General features: G+C 65.3%; 18 protein-coding genes. 11 read left to right on the top strand and 7 right to left on the bottom strand.

Features of this window, described 5'->3' with window-relative positions; genetic code table 11:
• Positions 1–15 precede the first annotated feature (15 nt).
• A complete protein-coding gene (locus HBE63_RS03420; protein ID WP_166903288.1) occupies positions 16–585 on the bottom strand; it encodes a hypothetical protein in 570 nt (189 codons plus the stop codon).
• Positions 579–899 carry a hypothetical protein gene (locus tag HBE63_RS03425; protein WP_166903290.1) on the bottom strand — a complete coding sequence of 107 codons (321 nt, stop codon included), beginning with the start codon at positions 897–899 and terminating at the stop codon, positions 579–581. Before HBE63_RS03425 ends, HBE63_RS03420 begins: the two co-directional genes overlap by 7 nt.
• A gap of 170 nt (positions 900–1,069) precedes the next feature.
• Here HBE63_RS03425 and HBE63_RS03430 point away from each other — a divergent pair, with 170 nt between their 5' ends.
• Positions 1,070–1,426: a DUF732 domain-containing protein gene (locus HBE63_RS03430; protein ID WP_243858482.1), complete on the top strand. Its 357-nt coding sequence runs from the start codon at positions 1,070–1,072 to the stop codon at positions 1,424–1,426.
• Here HBE63_RS03430 and HBE63_RS03435 read toward each other — a convergent pair.
• Genes HBE63_RS03435 through cofD form a run of 3 tightly spaced genes read right to left on the bottom strand, consistent with a single transcriptional unit; the run spans position 1,423 to position 4,321 of the window.
• The gene (locus tag HBE63_RS03435; protein WP_166903292.1) at positions 1,423–1,965 is read right to left on the bottom strand and encodes an NUDIX hydrolase; all 543 of its coding nucleotides are present in this window, start codon (positions 1,963–1,965) and stop codon (positions 1,423–1,425) included. The two genes, HBE63_RS03430 and HBE63_RS03435, sit on opposite strands and share 4 nt — an antisense overlap.
• Complete coding sequence (locus tag HBE63_RS03440) at positions 1,962–3,305, bottom strand: coenzyme F420-0:L-glutamate ligase (RefSeq protein WP_166903294.1); 1,344 nt, start codon at positions 3,303–3,305, stop codon at positions 1,962–1,964. The genes HBE63_RS03435 and HBE63_RS03440 overlap by 4 nt, the downstream gene beginning before the upstream one ends.
• Positions 3,306–3,325: 20 nt before the next feature.
• Entirely contained in the window at positions 3,326–4,321 is a 996-nt protein-coding gene (gene cofD, locus HBE63_RS03445) for a 2-phospho-L-lactate transferase (protein WP_166903296.1), read from the bottom strand.
• Positions 4,322–4,747: 426 nt separating this feature from the next.
• Between cofD and HBE63_RS03450 the strand changes: the two genes are divergently transcribed.
• Positions 4,748–5,020 carry a WhiB family transcriptional regulator gene (locus HBE63_RS03450; RefSeq protein WP_208301400.1) on the top strand — a complete coding sequence of 91 codons (273 nt, stop codon included), beginning with the start codon at positions 4,748–4,750 and terminating at the stop codon, positions 5,018–5,020.
• Positions 5,021–5,062: 42 nt separating this feature from the next.
• Here HBE63_RS03450 and HBE63_RS03455 read toward each other — a convergent pair whose 3' ends face one another.
• On the bottom strand, positions 5,063–5,485 hold the full coding sequence (locus HBE63_RS03455; protein WP_166909312.1) for a metallopeptidase family protein: 423 nt from the start codon (positions 5,483–5,485) through the stop codon (positions 5,063–5,065).
• Between the two features lie 129 nt (positions 5,486–5,614).
• Between HBE63_RS03455 and HBE63_RS03460 the strand changes: the two genes are divergently transcribed.
• The 5 genes from HBE63_RS03460 (at position 5,615) to HBE63_RS03480 (ending at position 11,528) form a co-directional block, all read left to right on the top strand.
• Positions 5,615–6,034, top strand: coding sequence for a DUF3499 domain-containing protein (locus HBE63_RS03460; protein WP_166903300.1), 420 nt, complete (start codon positions 5,615–5,617; stop codon positions 6,032–6,034).
• Between the two features lie 97 nt (positions 6,035–6,131).
• Positions 6,132–7,520, top strand: a complete 1,389-nt coding sequence (locus HBE63_RS03465) for a phosphomannomutase/phosphoglucomutase (protein WP_166903301.1) — start codon at positions 6,132–6,134, stop codon at positions 7,518–7,520.
• Positions 7,517–8,587 carry a TobH protein gene (locus tag HBE63_RS03470; RefSeq protein ID WP_166903303.1) on the top strand — a complete coding sequence of 357 codons (1,071 nt, stop codon included), beginning with the start codon at positions 7,517–7,519 and terminating at the stop codon, positions 8,585–8,587. The genes HBE63_RS03465 and HBE63_RS03470 overlap by 4 nt, the downstream gene beginning before the upstream one ends.
• Before the next feature lie 3 nt (positions 8,588–8,590).
• Positions 8,591–9,817, top strand: coding sequence for a mannose-6-phosphate isomerase, class I (gene manA / locus HBE63_RS03475; RefSeq protein ID WP_166903305.1), 1,227 nt, complete (start codon positions 8,591–8,593; stop codon positions 9,815–9,817).
• Between the two features lie 403 nt (positions 9,818–10,220).
• On the top strand, positions 10,221–11,528 hold the full coding sequence (locus HBE63_RS03480) for a diiron oxygenase (protein WP_166903307.1): 1,308 nt from the start codon (positions 10,221–10,223) through the stop codon (positions 11,526–11,528).
• A 121-nt stretch (positions 11,529–11,649) separates the two neighbouring features.
• Here HBE63_RS03480 and HBE63_RS03485 read toward each other — a convergent pair whose 3' ends face one another.
• Positions 11,650–12,483 (bottom strand): class I SAM-dependent methyltransferase, encoded by an 834-nt coding sequence (locus HBE63_RS03485; RefSeq protein ID WP_166903309.1) that lies wholly within the window; start codon positions 12,481–12,483, stop codon positions 11,650–11,652.
• A gap of 153 nt (positions 12,484–12,636) precedes the next feature.
• Between HBE63_RS03485 and HBE63_RS03490 the strand changes: the two genes are divergently transcribed.
• The 4 genes from HBE63_RS03490 (at position 12,637) to HBE63_RS03505 (ending at position 15,957) form a co-directional block, all read left to right on the top strand.
• On the top strand, positions 12,637–14,109 hold the full coding sequence (locus HBE63_RS03490; RefSeq protein ID WP_166903311.1) for an amino acid permease: 1,473 nt from the start codon (positions 12,637–12,639) through the stop codon (positions 14,107–14,109).
• Positions 14,110–14,432: 323 nt separating this feature from the next.
• Positions 14,433–15,599, top strand: a complete 1,167-nt coding sequence (locus tag HBE63_RS03495; RefSeq protein ID WP_243858682.1) for an alkane 1-monooxygenase — start codon at positions 14,433–14,435, stop codon at positions 15,597–15,599.
• 2 nt (positions 15,600–15,601) lie between these two features.
• Entirely contained in the window at positions 15,602–15,775 is a 174-nt protein-coding gene (locus tag HBE63_RS03500; protein ID WP_166909314.1) for a rubredoxin, read from the top strand.
• A complete protein-coding gene (locus HBE63_RS03505; protein ID WP_166903313.1) occupies positions 15,772–15,957 on the top strand; it encodes a rubredoxin in 186 nt (61 codons plus the stop codon). The genes HBE63_RS03500 and HBE63_RS03505 overlap by 4 nt, the downstream gene beginning before the upstream one ends.
• The last annotated feature ends 36 nt before the right edge of the window (positions 15,958–15,993 follow it).

Raw genomic sequence — 15,993 nt, forward strand, 5'->3', positions numbered from 1 at the left:
CCACGGTGAAGATCCTCAGTACCGGGTGGTCTGCGACCAGGTCCTCGATTGCGCCTTTAGCACCGAACTGAGTCCAGTGCACAGCGCTTTGCCGCCTGGCCAGTCGTGGAGAACGTCTGCTTCATTCAAGTATCCGGAGATGTCTGCGTTGTAAGACTTCTTCGGCTCGTAGCAGGTGCGGGTCGAGGCGACCCTTTCGGCCGTCGCAGGTTCCTCCGGAATTCCAAACGGGTATGCCGCCACTCGCATCACGCCACCAGGTATGTCGACGGCGACCGAACTTCGGTTGTGCATGGTGAGTTTGGCCGAGAGGTGGATGATCGAGCCGGACGAACCCACTGGAGTCAGTTCGGCCTGCACATCGACCAAGGGGAGCGAACGCGCAGGCAGGTAGTCCGATTGCAGCCAGAACTGCACCAGGCCCAGCAGGGGGAAGAGCGCGACGACGGCAACGGCACCGCGGTTGACCGCTCCGTTGAACATCAGCGCGGTCCCGGTGACCCCGCCCAGTTGGTCGACCGGGCTGCGTTCGTCGACCAGCCACAAGTAGGCGGCCAGGCACACCACGAAGATTTGGCTCACCATCGCGGTGAGAACCGCGTTCGACGAGCGTCTGAGTATCCCCTCGGCAGCCAGCCCGCATGTGATGCCGATCCCGAAAGCAGTGCGGTACCTGATAGATCCCACGCCGTGCGCGTCAACGTGGCATCCCAGACGGCGAGCCACAGAAGAATCGCGGCATCGACGGTCAAACAGGTGACGAGCAGTAGCCGCATCCGTCTGGACAGGTTGCCGATGTTGAACTCGGAGGCGGGTTCTGGGCCGGTGACGACGGATTTGGCGGCGTGCTCGGCGTCGACCGCGGGTTCTCCGACCTGAGATCCGGTCTGCAGGCTCATGGTGCCTCCTACACGTATTTGCGTGGGTATCAACGGTATGGCGGCCGGGGACAGCAACGCTCTACCTGATCTGCGGGCGCTGATCTGCTGGCGCAGTCGACGCCTACCGAGAAAGTGTGTTTGCCCCGGCCCGTCAGGTCTTAGGCTTTGAGAGTCGAAAGGGGCGGGATATGTCGATGGGATTGCACATGGCGCGGGAGGTCGCTCGGCGCAGGGCGGTACCGCCGCTCGCGGCACTCATGGTGCTCGGAGCGGTTTTGGGGGCTACCGCGCCGGAGGCAGGCGCCTGGCCGATACCGCTGACCGCGCAGGACACCACCTATCTCAAGGCCACGCGCGGGGTGTTTCCCGGCGACGACGACCAGTTGCTGCTTGTTGGTCGGGAGATGTGTCGCCTGCTCTACACCGGTACGCCGGCGCAGGCGGTGATCGACCAGATGGCAGGCCAGTACGCCGCCACTCCGGATCAAACCGCGGTTGCGTTGCGCGCTGCCCGCCGGGCGTACTGCACGCAGGCGCCTGGTTAGACGGTTACGGTTGCGGCCAGTTGGGTCAACCCGAAGTCGGTACCCTCGGGCAGCGCATCCAACGGCCACCACCGAAGATCCAAAGACTCGTCACTGCAGGCGATCTCAGCACCTTGTGGTGCCCGCACCACGAACTGCATGTCGAGGTGCCGGGTCGGTACACCCAGTGAGCAGGTCACCGGATGCACGTGGAGTGCGGCTAACTGCGGGTCGATGGTGAGCTCGTTGATGCCGGACTCCTCGGTGGCCTCGCGTAGTGCGGCCGAACGCACGTCGGAATCCGTTTCCTCACAGTGCCCGCCGAGCTGCAGCCACCGCCCGAAGCGGGGATGCAGGGTGAGCAACGTCTGAGTTCCGGTGTGGTCGACAACCAATGCCGAGGCGGTGATGTGGCCGGGCACGCACGCCCGTAAACAGGCATCGGGACGGGCCGCCAGAAATGACAGCACCGCATGCCGCAGCGTGTCCTGACCGGGATCTGCTGTCTGCCAATGCGTCAGCACCTCGACTGCGGAAGCGTGCAGACTTTCGGCGCTCACTTCACCACCAGAAGGCCGTCGGTGGGCACCGGGTCGCGGGGCGGCTGCGGATCGGCGGGGTGGCCGATCGCGATGGCCCCCAAGGGCTCCCAATCCGACGGAAGGTCGAGCTCGGTACGCACCAGATCGCCGGCGAAGATCGTGGAGCCGATCCAGCAGCTGCCCACCTCACGCACCGCCAGCGCCACCAGCAGGGCTTGCACCGCGGCGCCGACGGCGACCGTGAACATGGTGCGCTCGGCCTCGGTGCGGGCGTCGTCGGGATAGCTGTGCGCACCGTCGGGGACCATGAAGGGAATCACCAGTTCCGGAGCGTCGTACAAGATCTGGCCGCGGTTCAGGCGTCGCTCGACGGACTCAGGATCTCGACCGTCCCCGGTGAGATCGGCACGCCACTTGTCCTTCATCCGGCCCAGCAGTCGCACGCGGGTAGCACCGTCCTGCACCCAGACGAAGCGCACCGGGCGGGTGTGATGCGGTGCGGGCGCGGTGAGTGCCTCCCCGACGGCGGCTTCGATGAGTGCGTGATCGACCGGTTCATCGGAGAAGGTGCGCACCGAGCGACGCATCAGTTGAGCTTGGCCGCGCCCCATCTCGATTGCCTCGGCCGTACCGAGCCAGAACAGATCGTCCTCGCCGGCGCGCAGCAGCGTGCGGGCGTTCGACCCGTCATCGGTCAGATCCAGCCCGCGCACCACCGCGACGGGGATCGCGGTGAGTTTGCCCTTCACCAGATCGGCTGCTGCGGCGATCTCGTCGGCCACCGCGACCTCGGTGACCAGCAGTTCGTTGCCGTGCCGGTCGTGTGCGCCCGCGTAACCGTGCAGCACGGTGAGCCCGGATGCGCCGATCGCGAAATCGGCTTGGCCGTTGCGCCAGGCGCGGCCCATGGTGTCGGTGATCACGACGGCGACGGTGACGCCGAGTCGCGCGCGCAGGCCTTCGCGCAACGCCTCTGCGCTGCTGTCGGGATCGGTTGGCAGTAGCGCCAACTCGTTCGAGTCGACATTGGAGCCGTCGACTCCGGCGGCGGCCTGGACCAGTCCGATGGCGTTCTCGGTGATCAGGGTCCGGCCCTTGCGTGCCAGCACGCGTATTGCCTCGCCGTCGATCAGCTTGCGCCGCATGGCGTCGCGCTCATCGGGATCAGAAGGGGCGGTGACGATGCGGCCTTCGCACTTGGAGACGATCTTGCTGGTGACCACCAGCACATCGCCGTCGCTCAACCATGGTGCGGCCTCGGCGAGGGCAGCGGCCAGATCATCTCCGGGTCGGAACTCCGGAAGCCCTGGTACGGGCAGAATCTCGACCCGGCCGGCGGATCCGTGCTCGGTGCTCACATCGCTGTCCACTCCAGAGCTCACAGCGGAACGCCGGCCAGGTCCAGGCCGGCCCGCACCATCTCGGCGGTGGTCGGCGGATCTGTCATCAGCAGGGGCACCGCGCGCACCTGAACGCCCTCGATCTCGGCGTCATCGCCCTCGTGCACCAGCCAGCCGTCCAGGATTCCGGTGCCCGAGCGAGCGCCGAAGTGCCGGCCGACGGCCTGTGAGGAGGATTGGACACCGATGATGGACAGGCACTCATCGGCCATGCCGCGCAACGGTTTTCCGTCGATGATGGGGGAGTAGCCGACCACCGGCGCCTTGGTCGAGCGCAGTGCGCCGCGGACACCGGGGATCTGCAGGATCGGGCCGATGCTCACGACGGGATTCGACGGTGCCAGCAACACCACGTCCGCATCGGCGATCGCCTCGGTGACGCCCGGCGCCACGGTTGCCTGTTCTGCACCGACGAACGCGAAGCTGTGCGAGGGCACCTGGGCGCGGTAGCGCACCCACCACTCCTGGAAGTGGATCGCGTGACGAACACCGGCCTGATCACCCGGACCGGGGTCGGTGATCACCACGTGGGTCTCGCTGCGGTCGTCGGTGACGGGCAGCAGGCGCGCCCCCGGCGACCAGCGCTTGCACAACGCCTCGGTGACCTGCGACAGCGGGTAGCCGGCCCGCAGCATCTGGGTACGGACCAAATGGGTGGCCAGGTCCCGGTCGCCGAGGCCGAACCAGTCGGGTTGCACGCCGTAGGCGGCAAGTTCCTCCTTGGCGTGCCAGGTCTCGTCGCGGTGACCCCAGCCGCGTTCGGGATCGATACCGCCGCCCAGGGTGTACATGCAGGTGTCGAGGTCCGGGCAGATCCGGACGCCATGCATCCAGGCGTCGTCACCAACGTTCACGATCGCGGTGAGTTCATGCTTGCTGTCGGTCTCCGCGAACTGGCCCAGGCCCAACAGGTGCTGAACTCCCAGCAAAAACCGGGCGCCTCCGACGCCGCCGACCAGAACGGTGATCTTCACAACGTCCGACCCTAGGCGTTGAGAGCGTGCGGATGGAAACGACGTCGTCACGGGCAGGACACGCCGATGTCGCGACGCGCCGATTTGACATTACGAGATGGTATGAATTCGCGCTCTGGCGCTTGACCCCGGCAGCTAACACGTGTGTAATCACAGTTGTGTCATTTCCCGGTTGGTGACCGATTCCGGTGTCGCGGACCGAGATTCGATCAACTGTTCGAATGGGGTGACCGCACATCGCAGTAGTGGGGCTCCACTTAGGATCTACGAGACCGAGTGAGGAGGCGGGGGATAATGTCTTATGAGAGCGGCGATTTCGATCATGTGGTCCGGTTTGACGATCGGCTACTCGGCTCGGTAGACAACGCACCGCACATCAACACGGGAACGACACCGATGGGGGCGGCCGGACGTCCTCAACTGAGTCTGGTTCCGGTGAGTTCGGTTCCCGAACACATTGATGTTGATCCGGAATCCGAAGACGACCAATGGCAGGAACGTGCGCTGTGCGCACAGACCGACCCGGAGGCGTTCTTCCCGGAGAAGGGCGGGTCTACCCGCGAGGCCAAGCGCATCTGCTTGGGATGCGAAGTCAAGGATGCCTGCCTTGAGTACGCGCTCGCGCACGATGAACGCTTCGGCATCTGGGGAGGGCTGTCCGAACGGGAGCGTCGCCGGCTCAAACGCGGCATCATCTGACGCTCGTCGGCGGGTGCTCATCGCACGATGCAGCGCTCGACGTCAGTCGTCGTCGATCGTTGGGTCGATGACTGACGGTTCAACCCCCAGATAGGTGGCCACCTGCGCCACCAGGATTTCATGCAGCAGGTCAGCCAGCTCTTCGGATCCTTTGACCCGGCGCTCGATGGGCTTGCGGAACAAGACAATTCGAGCCCGGGTCGCATTCCCTCTGACGTCAACCCCAGCAGGTATCAGCCGTGCCAACGCGATCGGGCCATCGGCGATGACCTCGGGTGGCCATTGCACACTGTCGGGATCTTTCGGAGACATCCGCGGAATCTCATCGACGGCGACATCGAGTTCTTTGATCCGCGACGCCCACCGACGCTCGATCGGCTCATAGGCTTCCAGCACCGCCATGTCGAACCGCTCGGCGCGGCTACGCCAGCCGGGAACCGAACGCGGAAGCAGCGGTCCGCGCATATCGCGGCCGCGACGCGATCGCCATGGGTTGCGCTGGGCCACGGCGATGATCGTAACGGTTCGGGATCGGGGACCCGACCCCTGCGTGTCCGGCACCGCACAGCGATCGTCCAAAGTAATCTCTGTTGCGTGAATGTTCCCCGTCGCTGCTGCCGGCCCGGGTGCCCGCACTATGCCGTGGCGACGTTGACCTTTGTCTACTCCGACTCCACGGCGGTAGTCGGACCCCTGGCCACGGTGTCTGAACCCCACTCCTGGGACCTCTGTGTCGGCCACGCCGGCCGCATCACGGCGCCGCGAGGCTGGGAGCTGGTTCGTCATGCCGGTCCGTTGCCCACCCATCCCGACGAGGACGATCTGGTGGCCCTGGCCGACGCGGTCCGGGAAGGCCAGTCCGGTGCGGTTCCCCGCGGCGGGGTGGTAGCCGGATTCTCCGATCCCTCCACCGGGGTGGGCGCCAGCGCGATGATGGCGCCGCAGGCACGTCCCGCCGAGACGAATGGTCGCCGTCGCGGGCACCTGCGGGTGTTGCCGGATCCCACCGATTAAGACCTGATTAGACGACGACCGGCCCAAGAGTAGTGAACGTGTCGATGCCGCCCGGCGGTTAGGCTGGCGCCAACGATCCCGTTTCACAAGGAGCTATATGTCTAGGCCAGCGGCGGCTGTTCACGATGTCATCAAGGCCTATGACGTCCGTGGTCTGGTCGGTAGCCAAATCGATGAGGCGTTCGTGGCCGAGGTCGGCGGTGCGTTCGCTCGTCTGGTCCGCGCCGAAGGCGCCGCACAGGTGGTGATCGGCTATGACATGCGGGAGAGTTCGCCAACGCTGGCAGCCGCATTCGCCGACGGTGTGACGGCCCAGGGCTTGGACGTGGTCCGAATCGGGCTGGCTTCCACCGATCAGCTGTACTTCGCCTCGGGCCTGTTGGACTGCCCCGGAGCGATGTTCACGGCCAGTCACAACCCGGCCGCCTACAACGGGATCAAACTGTGCCGCGCCGGGGCCAAGCCGGTGGGCAAGGAGACCGGACTGTCCGTCATCTCGGACGAAGTGATCGCCGGGGTGCCGGCTCATGACGGCCCGGCCGGTGTGACCTCCGATCGCGACGTGCTGGCCGACTACGGCACCTTCCTCCGCTCGCTCGTCGATCTCAGCGCGCTGCGTCCCCTGCGCATCGCCGTCGACGCGGGCAACGGCATGGCCGGCCACACCACGCCCGCGGTTCTCGGGCCGATCCCGGGCGTCACCATTCTCCCGCTGTTCTTCGAACTGGACGGCAGCTTCCCCAATCACGAGGCCAACCCGCTGAATCCGGCCAACCTCGTCGACCTTCAGGCCCACGTACTGGCCAGCGGCGCTGATATCGGCCTTGCGTTCGACGGTGACGCCGACCGCTGTTTCGTGGTCGACGAACTCGGACGCCCGATATCGCCGTCGGCGGTAACCGCATTGGTGGCTGCCCGTGAGCTCAACCGGGAGATCGGCGCCACGGTGATCCACAACCTGATCACCTCGCGTGCGGTTCCCGAGTTGGTGATCGAGCGCGGCGGCACTCCGGTGCGGTCCCGCGTCGGGCATTCCTACATCAAGGGACTGATGGCCGAGACCGGCGCCATCTTCGGCGGCGAACACTCGGCGCACTACTACTTCCGTGACTTCTGGGGCGCCGATTCCGGCATGCTCGCAGCGCTGCACGTGCTGGCCGCACTGGGCGAGCAGGACCGCCCGCTCTCGGACTTCATGGCGGACTATCAGCGGTACGAGGCCTCCGGCGAGATCAACTTCACCGTCGGCGATGCGCCGGCATGTGTGGAGACCGTACTGAAATCGTTCGGCAGCTCGATCCAGTCCATCGACCACCTCGACGGCGTCACGGTCGACCTCGGCGACGGCAGTTGGTTCAACCTGCGTACGTCGAATACCGAACCGCTGCTGCGGCTGAACGTGGAAGCGCGCACTGCCGAGGACGTCGCCGCGCTCGTCGACAGAGTTTCGGCACAGATCCGTGGGGTGAGCGAGCCGGTGCCGTGAACGCCGTGGACGCCACGGTCGACCTGGACGACAGCGACGGACTTCTCGCCGCCGATCGCAACGGTCTGCTGCGGGCGGCGGCCATGGCGGGTGCCCAGGTTCGTGCCACCGCCGCGGCCCTGGCGGAAGGCTTGCTCGACCCGCTGCGCGCCGATCATCCACCGCGCACAGTGATTTGGGTTGCCGGCCGCGGCACCGCCGAGAATGCGGGCGCCATGTTGGCCGGTGCACTCAGCGCATCGATCGCGGCCCCCATCGTGGTGGCCGCCGAGAGCCCGCCGTGGCTGGGCGCCCTCGACGTGGTGATCGTGGCCGGTGACGATCCGGGTGATCCGGCGCTGGTGAACGCGGCGGCCACCGCTGTGCACCGCGGTGCCCGGGTGTTGATCGTGGCACCGCACGAGGGTCCGTTGCGTGATGTGGCGGCTGGACGCGCGGTGGTGCTGGCACCCCGGCTGTGGGTTCCCGATGACTTCGGACTGACTCGATACCTGGCCGCCGGCCTGGCCGCGCTCCACGTGGTGGATCCCGGTATGCGAGTGGATCTGGCCGCGCTGGCAGACGAATTGGACGCCGAGGCGCTGCGCAACAGCGCGGGGCGGGATCTGTTCACCAACCCGGCCAAGACCCTGGCCGAACGGATGTCGGACAGCGCCGTCGTGCTGGCCGGCGACAATCCGGCCACCCTGGCGCTGGCCCGGCACGGGGCGACGGTGATGCTGCGCCTGGCCGGGGAAGTGGTGGCCGCCGCCGGACTGGGTGACGTCCTCGCCGCGATCGGCAGCGGAGCGATCGGGCTGCCCGCGGCCCGATCGCTGTTCCACGACGAGGAGATCGACGGACCGCTGCCGCGCCGCATGCGTACGTTCGCCTTGATCACCGACACCGAACGACAACTGGTGGGCGCCAAGGTCAGCGGCTTTGACGACATCGCGATGATCAGCGCCGAGGACGTGCCCGACCAGGCTGGAACGACCCTGCCGGTCGGGCGCCCGGAACAACAACTGGCGGTTCTGGCTGTCCGCATGGAGATGACGGCCGTATATTTGAAACTGGTTCGAGGATAAGAAGTGCATCTGCTACGGGGAGCGGTGCGGACCTATGCCTGGGGTTCGCGTACTGCAATCGCTGATTTCACCGGAAGGTCCAGTCCGACAATCCATCCGGAGGCTGAGCTGTGGCTCGGTGCGCACCCGGGCGACCCGGCCTGGCTGCAGACCGAACACGGTGAAGAGTCGCTGCTGCAGGCGGTCCAGGACGACCCAGAGGGGCAATTGGGCAGCGTGGCGATCGGCAGATTCGGCGATGCGCTGCCCTTCCTCGTCAAGGTTCTGGCCGCCGATGAACCGTTGTCGTTGCAGGCCCATCCCAGTGCCGTGCAGGCGAGGGAGGGCTTCGACCGCGAGGACCGGCTCGACATCCCGGTGAATTCACCCATTCGCAATTACCGTGATCGCAGCCATAAGCCTGAATTGCTGGTTGCACTAGGACAATTCGATGCGCTAGCCGGATTCCGCACGGTGGACCGCACGGTCGAGTTGATGCGGGCGCTGGCGGTCTCGGATCTTGACCCGTTCATCAACCTCCTGTCGGACCAATCCGATGCCGACGGGTTGCGGGCCCTGTTCACTACCTGGATCACCGCGCCCCAACCCGATCTCGACGTGTTGGTGCCGGCCGTTCTTGATGGGGCGGTCCACTACATCCGTTCCGGGGCAAAGAAATTCGGTGCCGAGGTCAAGACGGTGCTGGAACTCGGCGAGCGATACCCCGGTGATGCCGGTGTGTTGGCCTCCCTGTTGCTCAACCGCATCAGCCTGCGGCCGGGGGAGGGCATCTACCTTCCCGCCGGAAACCTGCACGCGTATCTGCACGGTGTCGGCGTCGAGGTGATGGCCAACTCCGACAATGTGCTGCGTGGTGGGCTGACCCCGAAGCACGTGGATGTTCCCGAACTCCTGCGGGTGCTGGACTTCACCCCGACTCCGGAAGATCGGCTGCGCCCGGAAACCGTCACGGACGGAACGGAAACCATCTATCGGACGCCCGCGCAGGAATTCGCGGTGTCGGTGCTGACGGTCGACGGCGAACGCATCGGCGACGAGATCGACGTGCACTCCCACCATGATGGTCCGCAGCTGCTGCTGTGCATCGAAGGCGCCGCCGTGATATATGCCGATGACGACAAGCTGACCATAGAGCGCGGGGTGGCAGCCTGGGTGGCAGCCGAGGACGGCCCGATCCGGTTGACCGCCGCCGAGCCGACGAAACTGTTCCGCATCACCATCGGGATCTAGCCGGCGATGCCCGGTGTCAGCAGCTCGTAGCGCTGGCCGGAATAAATTTACGCTGCCACCCATTTCGGTCCCGCGCACGGCGCGTTGCCAGTACGGTGTCCGTGAAATGAGAAGAATTCTTAAGACCTCGCCAGGGTACGTCGCTCACTTGCCGCGCGCCCAAAGCCGCGGGGGCCCAGGCAGTCAGGGGTTGCCACGCCACTCGCGGCGTCGGGGTTTCGTACCCATTTACCTGCGGCCGGAGCGGCTACCGCGAACCGGCGGCGGGCTGCCTGAGTTTGCCTGATGCCGTACGTCTAACGAACATGCAACAACTCATGGCACAATGCCGTGGCTGGAGGCGTGATTCGGCTCTCAGGTTGCTACCCTCTGCAAGGAACCTCACAGATCAACGGATAGGAAAATGACAGCGGTCAGCGACGCGGACGACACGGAAACAGGGGACCTCTATTTCGACAGGGTGGAGGCCCTCTCTCGTGCGACGGTCCGGCGACGCTTCGATCCCTACGTCGACATCGACTGGGACGCACCCGAGAACGCGGTGGAGGACGACGACCCGCGGTGGCAGCTCGATCCAGAGAGCGCTCCTCTCGCGGCGACCGACTGGTATGCCCAACAGCCGTTGCAGCGCCGTATCGACATGGGCCGCTGGGTAACTGCGAACACCCTCAAGGTCACACTCCAGTTCGAGATGATGCTGATCCGGGGTGTGGTGCATTACGCCGGAAAGATGCCGAATCGTTCGCCGGTGTTCCAGTACCTGCTCCACGAACTGATCGACGAATGCAATCACATCCAGATGTTCCAGGAGTTCATCAACCGCACCGGCGAGGATGTGCCAGGGATGCGGCGGGGCTCCCGGGTAATAGGGCCGATCCTGGGCTTCATCGGCGGTTATGCCAACATCATCCTTTTCATCGGGGTGCTGTGCGGTGAACAGCCGCTGCACTTCCAACAGACCTTGCAGCATCGTGGAGCGGCCCACGTGCCGCCACTGCTCAACAAGATCACCTATATTCACTTGGCTGAGGAAGCCCGCCACATCTCGTTTGCCGACGATCTTCTGGCTGAACGGATGGGAGCGGTCACCCGCCTGAAGCGCGCGTGGTACGCAATTCTGTTCCCCTTCTTTCTGCGGTGGTTGATCGGCGAGATGGTGGGGCCGCCGCGGACCTTTGCCCGGCAATTCGGGGTTCCGCGACGGGTTTTCAAGGCTGCGTTCTGGCGGAGTGATCCGTCCCGCCAGATGATGGCGGAATCGGCCGCCGACGTCCGGCGGGTAGCCGAGGACCTGGGTCTGCGGACGGCATGGTCGCGTTGGATCTGGCGAATGTTGGGTATCGAGGGACGTCTACCGCGGTACCGCGGTGAGCCGGATCGGGGTTCTGCGGTCACCCGCGTGGGCAGGCTTCGCACTGCTCTGACGGCGCGCCTCGCGGGTGTGGCGATCATGGCGAGCGTGGCCCTGTTGGTTGCGCCGGACGGCCTGAAGATCATCGCGTGTGCCGCTGCCGGAGCGGGGGTATGGGCGGCTTATCACACTCTCCGGGAACGCCGTGGTGGCGTGATGGGGGACCAGTCCTTTGAATGGCCGCGGCTGTTCGTGTGGGTCGTGGTGTGCGTGGCCATGATTCCCGCGGGCGGGCTGATCGGCCTCGCCTTGGTGGTGTTCATGATCCTGGCGCTTGCCGAATTCATGCCCACCATCTGACCGGACGCCAAGCCCTCGCGCCGGAAGCGGACACGCCGGCCCACATGGAGTCGGCAGCCCGATGACCGCGTCGGCGAGAAGCGCCGCGCGGGTACGGGGTTTCAGGTGGAGGCAGCTGCCGTCAGGCGGGCTTTTGGAATGTGTACACCCGGTACTGGATGAGGCCGACCTTGGACAGCCACTTCATCCACCGGGTGCCGACGATCATCGTCTGCTGGGCATCCGCTGACCCCTGCTCACGGAAGAACTTGAGCAGGAAGGGATACGTCGGCAAGGTGTTCTTCCGGATGTTGCGTTTCGCCGCGAGCTGGAGGCCCGCACGCTTGCCCATGGACTTGTAACCCCGCAGGGGGACGTTTCCGAGTGTTCCGTAGGACTTTGCGATCCGAGGACGGATCGCCATCCAGATCGGGGTCTTGCCGAAGAACATCAGGGTCGGCACGAAGTCGGACACCGCCAGGTAGCCGCCGGGCTTGAGCACCCGCGCCGCTTCCGCGAGGAACTTCTCGCGGGACGGGAAATGGAAGATGCATTCGACGGCCAGGACGCGGTCGAAGGAGTTGTCCTCGAATGGCAGCTGGCAGGCGTCGGCCTCGACCCAGCCGATCTTGTTGCCGTTGGTGGGCTTGGTCTGGGCCTCAGCCGCCGCGAGCTGGCGCGGGTCGATGTTCAGGCCGGTGAGGTCCATGTCCGAGTAGGTGCCGTTGATCTGCTGGATGGTTCCGCCGAACCCGCAGCCGGCATCCAGCAGCTTCTGTCTGTCAGCTACCTCTGCCGCCGCGAACAGCACATGGTCCATCTGCTCCATGGCGGCGATGTAGTCAGCCCGGGTGCCCTTGGCGGCCTTGGGGTCTTCCCAGTAACCCCAATGCACCTGGTTTTCCCACAGCTGGCCGGTTTCGCCACCGCCCTGCCGTTCATCGATCAGCAGGTCAAAGTAGGGGAGCTCAGCCATGCGCGGACCGTATCACGATCCTTGCGAGGTGTGACGTAGGCCCCACTCCTGAGGACGGCACGGTTCGGCGGCAGTTTGAGAGTCCTACCCAATTGGCGGTCAACGTGATGGGAACATTGCGTGACCCCGGCCAGGATGAGAGGCAAACCGATTATGTCTGCCCTTCGGCGAATCAAATCTGTCGAGCAGTCGATTGCCGACACCGATGAGCCGTCGACCCGGCTCCGCAAGGACCTCACGTGGTGGGACCTGACGGTTTTCGGTGTGTCGGTCGTGATCGGCGCAGGCATTTTCACCATCACCGCCTCCACAGCGGGCAATCTGACCGGACCCGCGATCTCGATTGCCTTCCTTATCGCCGCCGTGGCGTGCGGTTTGGCCGCCTTGTGTTACGCCGAGTTCGCCTCCACCGTGCCGGTGGCCGGCAGCGCTTATACCTTTTCCTATGCGACGTTCGGTGAATTCGCGGCGTGGATCATCGGATGGGATCTGATCCTGGAGTTCGCCGTCGCATCCGCGGTGGTGGCCAAGGGGTGGTCGAGCTACCTCGGGACAGTGTTCGGATTCGGCGGCGGAATAGCGGATTTCGGCGGTCTTGCCGTCGACTGGGGTGCGCTGGTGATCATTGCGCTGGTGACGGTTCTGCTGGTGGTCGGCACCAAGCTGTCTGCGCACTTCAGTCTGGTGATCACGATCATCAAGGTGTCGGTCGTGCTGTTGGTGGTGATCGTCGGTGCCTTCTACATCAAGGCCGCGAACTACACCCCGTTCATCCCGCCGAACGAGGCCGGTGAGGGCGCCAGCGGGGCCGACCAGTCCCTGTTTTCGCTGTTGACCGGGGCAGCGGGCAGCCATTACGGCTGGTACGGCGTGCTGGCCGGCGCCTCGATTGTGTTCTTTGCGTTCATCGGCTTCGACGTTGTCGCGACCACCGCCGAGGAGACCCGCGATCCGCAGCGCGATGTGCCCCGCGGCATCCTGGCCTCGCTCGGCATCGTCACCGTGCTGTACGTCGCGGTCTCTGTGGTGCTGTCGGGCATGGTCTCCTACACCGTGCTGCGCGATGCACCCGGTGGCCACGCCAACCTCGCCACGGCCTTCGACGCCAACGGCGTGCACTGGGCGGCGACAGTCATCTCCATCGGCGCGCTTGCGGGGCTCACCACGGTGGTGATCGTGTTGATGCTGGGGCAGACCCGGGTGCTTTTCGCGATGTCGCGTGATGGCCTGCTGCCGCGGCGGTTGGCCGCTACGGGCAGCCACGGCACACCGGTCCGGATCACCATGATCGTGGGTGTTCTTGTAGCGATCGCTGCGTCGGTGTTCCCGATGGGCCGCCTCGAAGAGATGGTCAACATCGGCACGCTGTTCGCCTTCGTGCTGGTTTCGGCCGGGGTGATCGTGCTGCGGCGGACCCGGCCTGACCTACCGCGCGGATTCCGCGTGCCGTGGGTGCCGGTGTTGCCGATCGCCGCGATCCTGGCGTGCCTGTGGTTGATGCTCAACCTGACCGGACTGACCTGGATCCGGTTCCTGCTCTGGATGGTGATCGGTGTAGTGGTGTACGCCGCCTACGGCCGCAGGCATTCGATGCTGGCCAACCGGGAAGCCGCCGCTACGGTCTGAACGTCACGGCGCCGTTGAGGCGGACGGCACGCGGGCCATCGAAACTGAAGCCAGGGACAGATCAATCGCCGATTCTGTCCCTGGCTTCAGTTTCGGTGTCGGCCCCGTGCCGGCACTGCCCGACCAGACTGTGATCCCGCACACCGAATGATTTTACAAATGACTGTCGAATGTCTAGACAACGGACATAACGATGCTTATAGTCAAGTCATTGCAGTGATAGCACTCACATAAGGAGGCTCATCGTGGTGGCAGGACTTTCCGGCAGGCAGGACGTCGCAGACGTCGGGCAATGGCGGGACAAGAAGCGGCATCTCTGGCTCATGGGACTGATCGCCCCGACGGCGATCTTCGTGATGCTGCCGCTGGTCTGGGCGCTCAACCAGCTCGGCTGGCACACCGCCGCCCAGGCGCCGTTGTGGATCGGGCCGATCCTGCTCTACGTGCTACTGCCGCTGTTGGACCTGCGGTTCGGGCCGGACGGCCAGAACCCGCCCGATGAGGTGATGGAGCAGCTGGAGAACGACAAGTACTACCGCTACTGCACCTACGTCTACATCCCGTTCCAGTACGCGAGCGTCATCATGGGCGCCTACCTGTTCACCGCGTCCGACCTCAGCTGGCTCGGGTTTGACGGCGGGCTGGGCTGGCCGGCCAAGATCGGCATCGCGCTGTCGGTGGGTGTGCTCGGCGGGGTGGGAATCAACACCGCCCACGAGATGGGGCACAAGCGTGACTCGCTGGAGCGCTGGCTGTCCAAGATCACCCTGGCCCAGACCTGGTACGGCCACTTCTACATCGAGCACAACCGTGGTCACCACGTCCGCGTCGCCACTCCCGAGGATCCCGCGTCGGCCCGCTTCGGCGAAACGTTCTGGGAGTTCCTGCCGCGCAGCGTGTTCGGCAGCCTGCGCTCATCCTGGGAGTTGGAGGCCCAGCGGTTGCGCCGGCAGGACAAGTCGCCGTGGCACTGGTCCAACGATGTCCTCAACGCGTGGGCCATGTCGGTGGTGTTCTTCGGCATCCTGATCGCGGTGTTCGGACCCGCGCTGATCCCGTTCATCGTCATCCAGGCCATCTACGGCTTCAGCCTGCTGGAATCGGTGAACTACCTCGAGCACTACGGGCTGCTCCGGCAGAAGACCTCCAGCGGCCGCTACGAGCGTTGCGCGCCGGTGCACAGCTGGAACTCCGACCACATCGTGACCAACCTGTTCCTGTATCACCTGCAGCGCCACAGCGATCACCACGCCAACCCCACCCGCCGATACCAGACCCTCCGCAGCATTGACGGTGCGCCCAACCTGCCCAGCGGGTACGCGTCGCTGATCGGGCTCACCTACCTGCCGCCGTTGTGGCGCAGGCTGATGGACCACCGGGTACTGGAGCACTACGACGGTGACATCACCAAGGTGAACATCCAGCCGCGGCTGCGGGCCAAGATGCTGGCGCGCTACGGTGCCGGCGACCAGCAGGGGGCGGCGGCATGACCGTGAGCGCGTACGAGTGCCCCGGATGCGGCTACGTGTACGACGAAGCGAAAGGTGCCCCGCGCGAGGGCTTTCCGGCCGGAACCCCGTGGAGTGAAGTGCCCGACGACTGGTGCTGCCCGGACTGTGCGGTGCGGGAGAAGGTCGATTTCGAGGCGATAGGAGTTCCGAAATGAGCGAGCCGTACAAGCTGTACATCTGCGTGCAGTGTGGATTCGAATACGACGAGGCCAAGGGCTGGCCCGAGGACGGTATCGCCCCGGGCACCCGATGGGACGACATCCCCGAGGACTGGAGCTGCCCGGACTGCGGCGCGGCGAAGACCGATTTCGAGATGGTCGAGGTCGCACGGCCTTGACCGCTTCGAGCGACGCGCTCGAAACCCGCCCGGAAA

Origin of the sequence: Mycobacterium sp. DL440 (assembly GCF_011745145.1) — a bacterium.
Lineage (GTDB): Bacteria > Actinomycetota > Actinomycetes > Mycobacteriales > Mycobacteriaceae > Mycobacterium.

What these genes read in the sequence shown, in the direction of transcription:
- HBE63_RS03455 (WP_166909312.1), bottom strand. Translation starts at nt 5,485, where the DNA reads ATGCGCGGACCGCTGCTTCCGCGTTCGGTTCCCGGCTGGCGTAGCCGC.
- HBE63_RS03430 (WP_243858482.1), top strand. Translation starts at nt 1,070, where the DNA reads ATGTCGATGGGATTGCACATGGCGCGGGAGGTCGCTCGGCGCAGGGCG.
- HBE63_RS03465 (WP_166903301.1), top strand. Translation starts at nt 6,132, where the DNA reads ATGTCTAGGCCAGCGGCGGCTGTTCACGATGTCATCAAGGCCTATGAC.
- HBE63_RS03495 (WP_243858682.1), top strand. Translation starts at nt 14,433, where the DNA reads ATGGGACTGATCGCCCCGACGGCGATCTTCGTGATGCTGCCGCTGGTC.
- HBE63_RS03420 (WP_166903288.1), bottom strand. Translation starts at nt 585, where the DNA reads ATGGTGAGCCAAATCTTCGTGGTGTGCCTGGCCGCCTACTTGTGGCTG.
- HBE63_RS03425 (WP_166903290.1), bottom strand. Translation starts at nt 899, where the DNA reads ATGAGCCTGCAGACCGGATCTCAGGTCGGAGAACCCGCGGTCGACGCC.
- HBE63_RS03485 (WP_166903309.1), bottom strand. Translation starts at nt 12,483, where the DNA reads ATGGCTGAGCTCCCCTACTTTGACCTGCTGATCGATGAACGGCAGGGC.
- HBE63_RS03490 (WP_166903311.1), top strand. Translation starts at nt 12,637, where the DNA reads ATGTCTGCCCTTCGGCGAATCAAATCTGTCGAGCAGTCGATTGCCGAC.
- HBE63_RS03505 (WP_166903313.1), top strand. Translation starts at nt 15,772, where the DNA reads ATGAGCGAGCCGTACAAGCTGTACATCTGCGTGCAGTGTGGATTCGAA.
- HBE63_RS03480 (WP_166903307.1), top strand. Translation starts at nt 10,221, where the DNA reads ATGACAGCGGTCAGCGACGCGGACGACACGGAAACAGGGGACCTCTAT.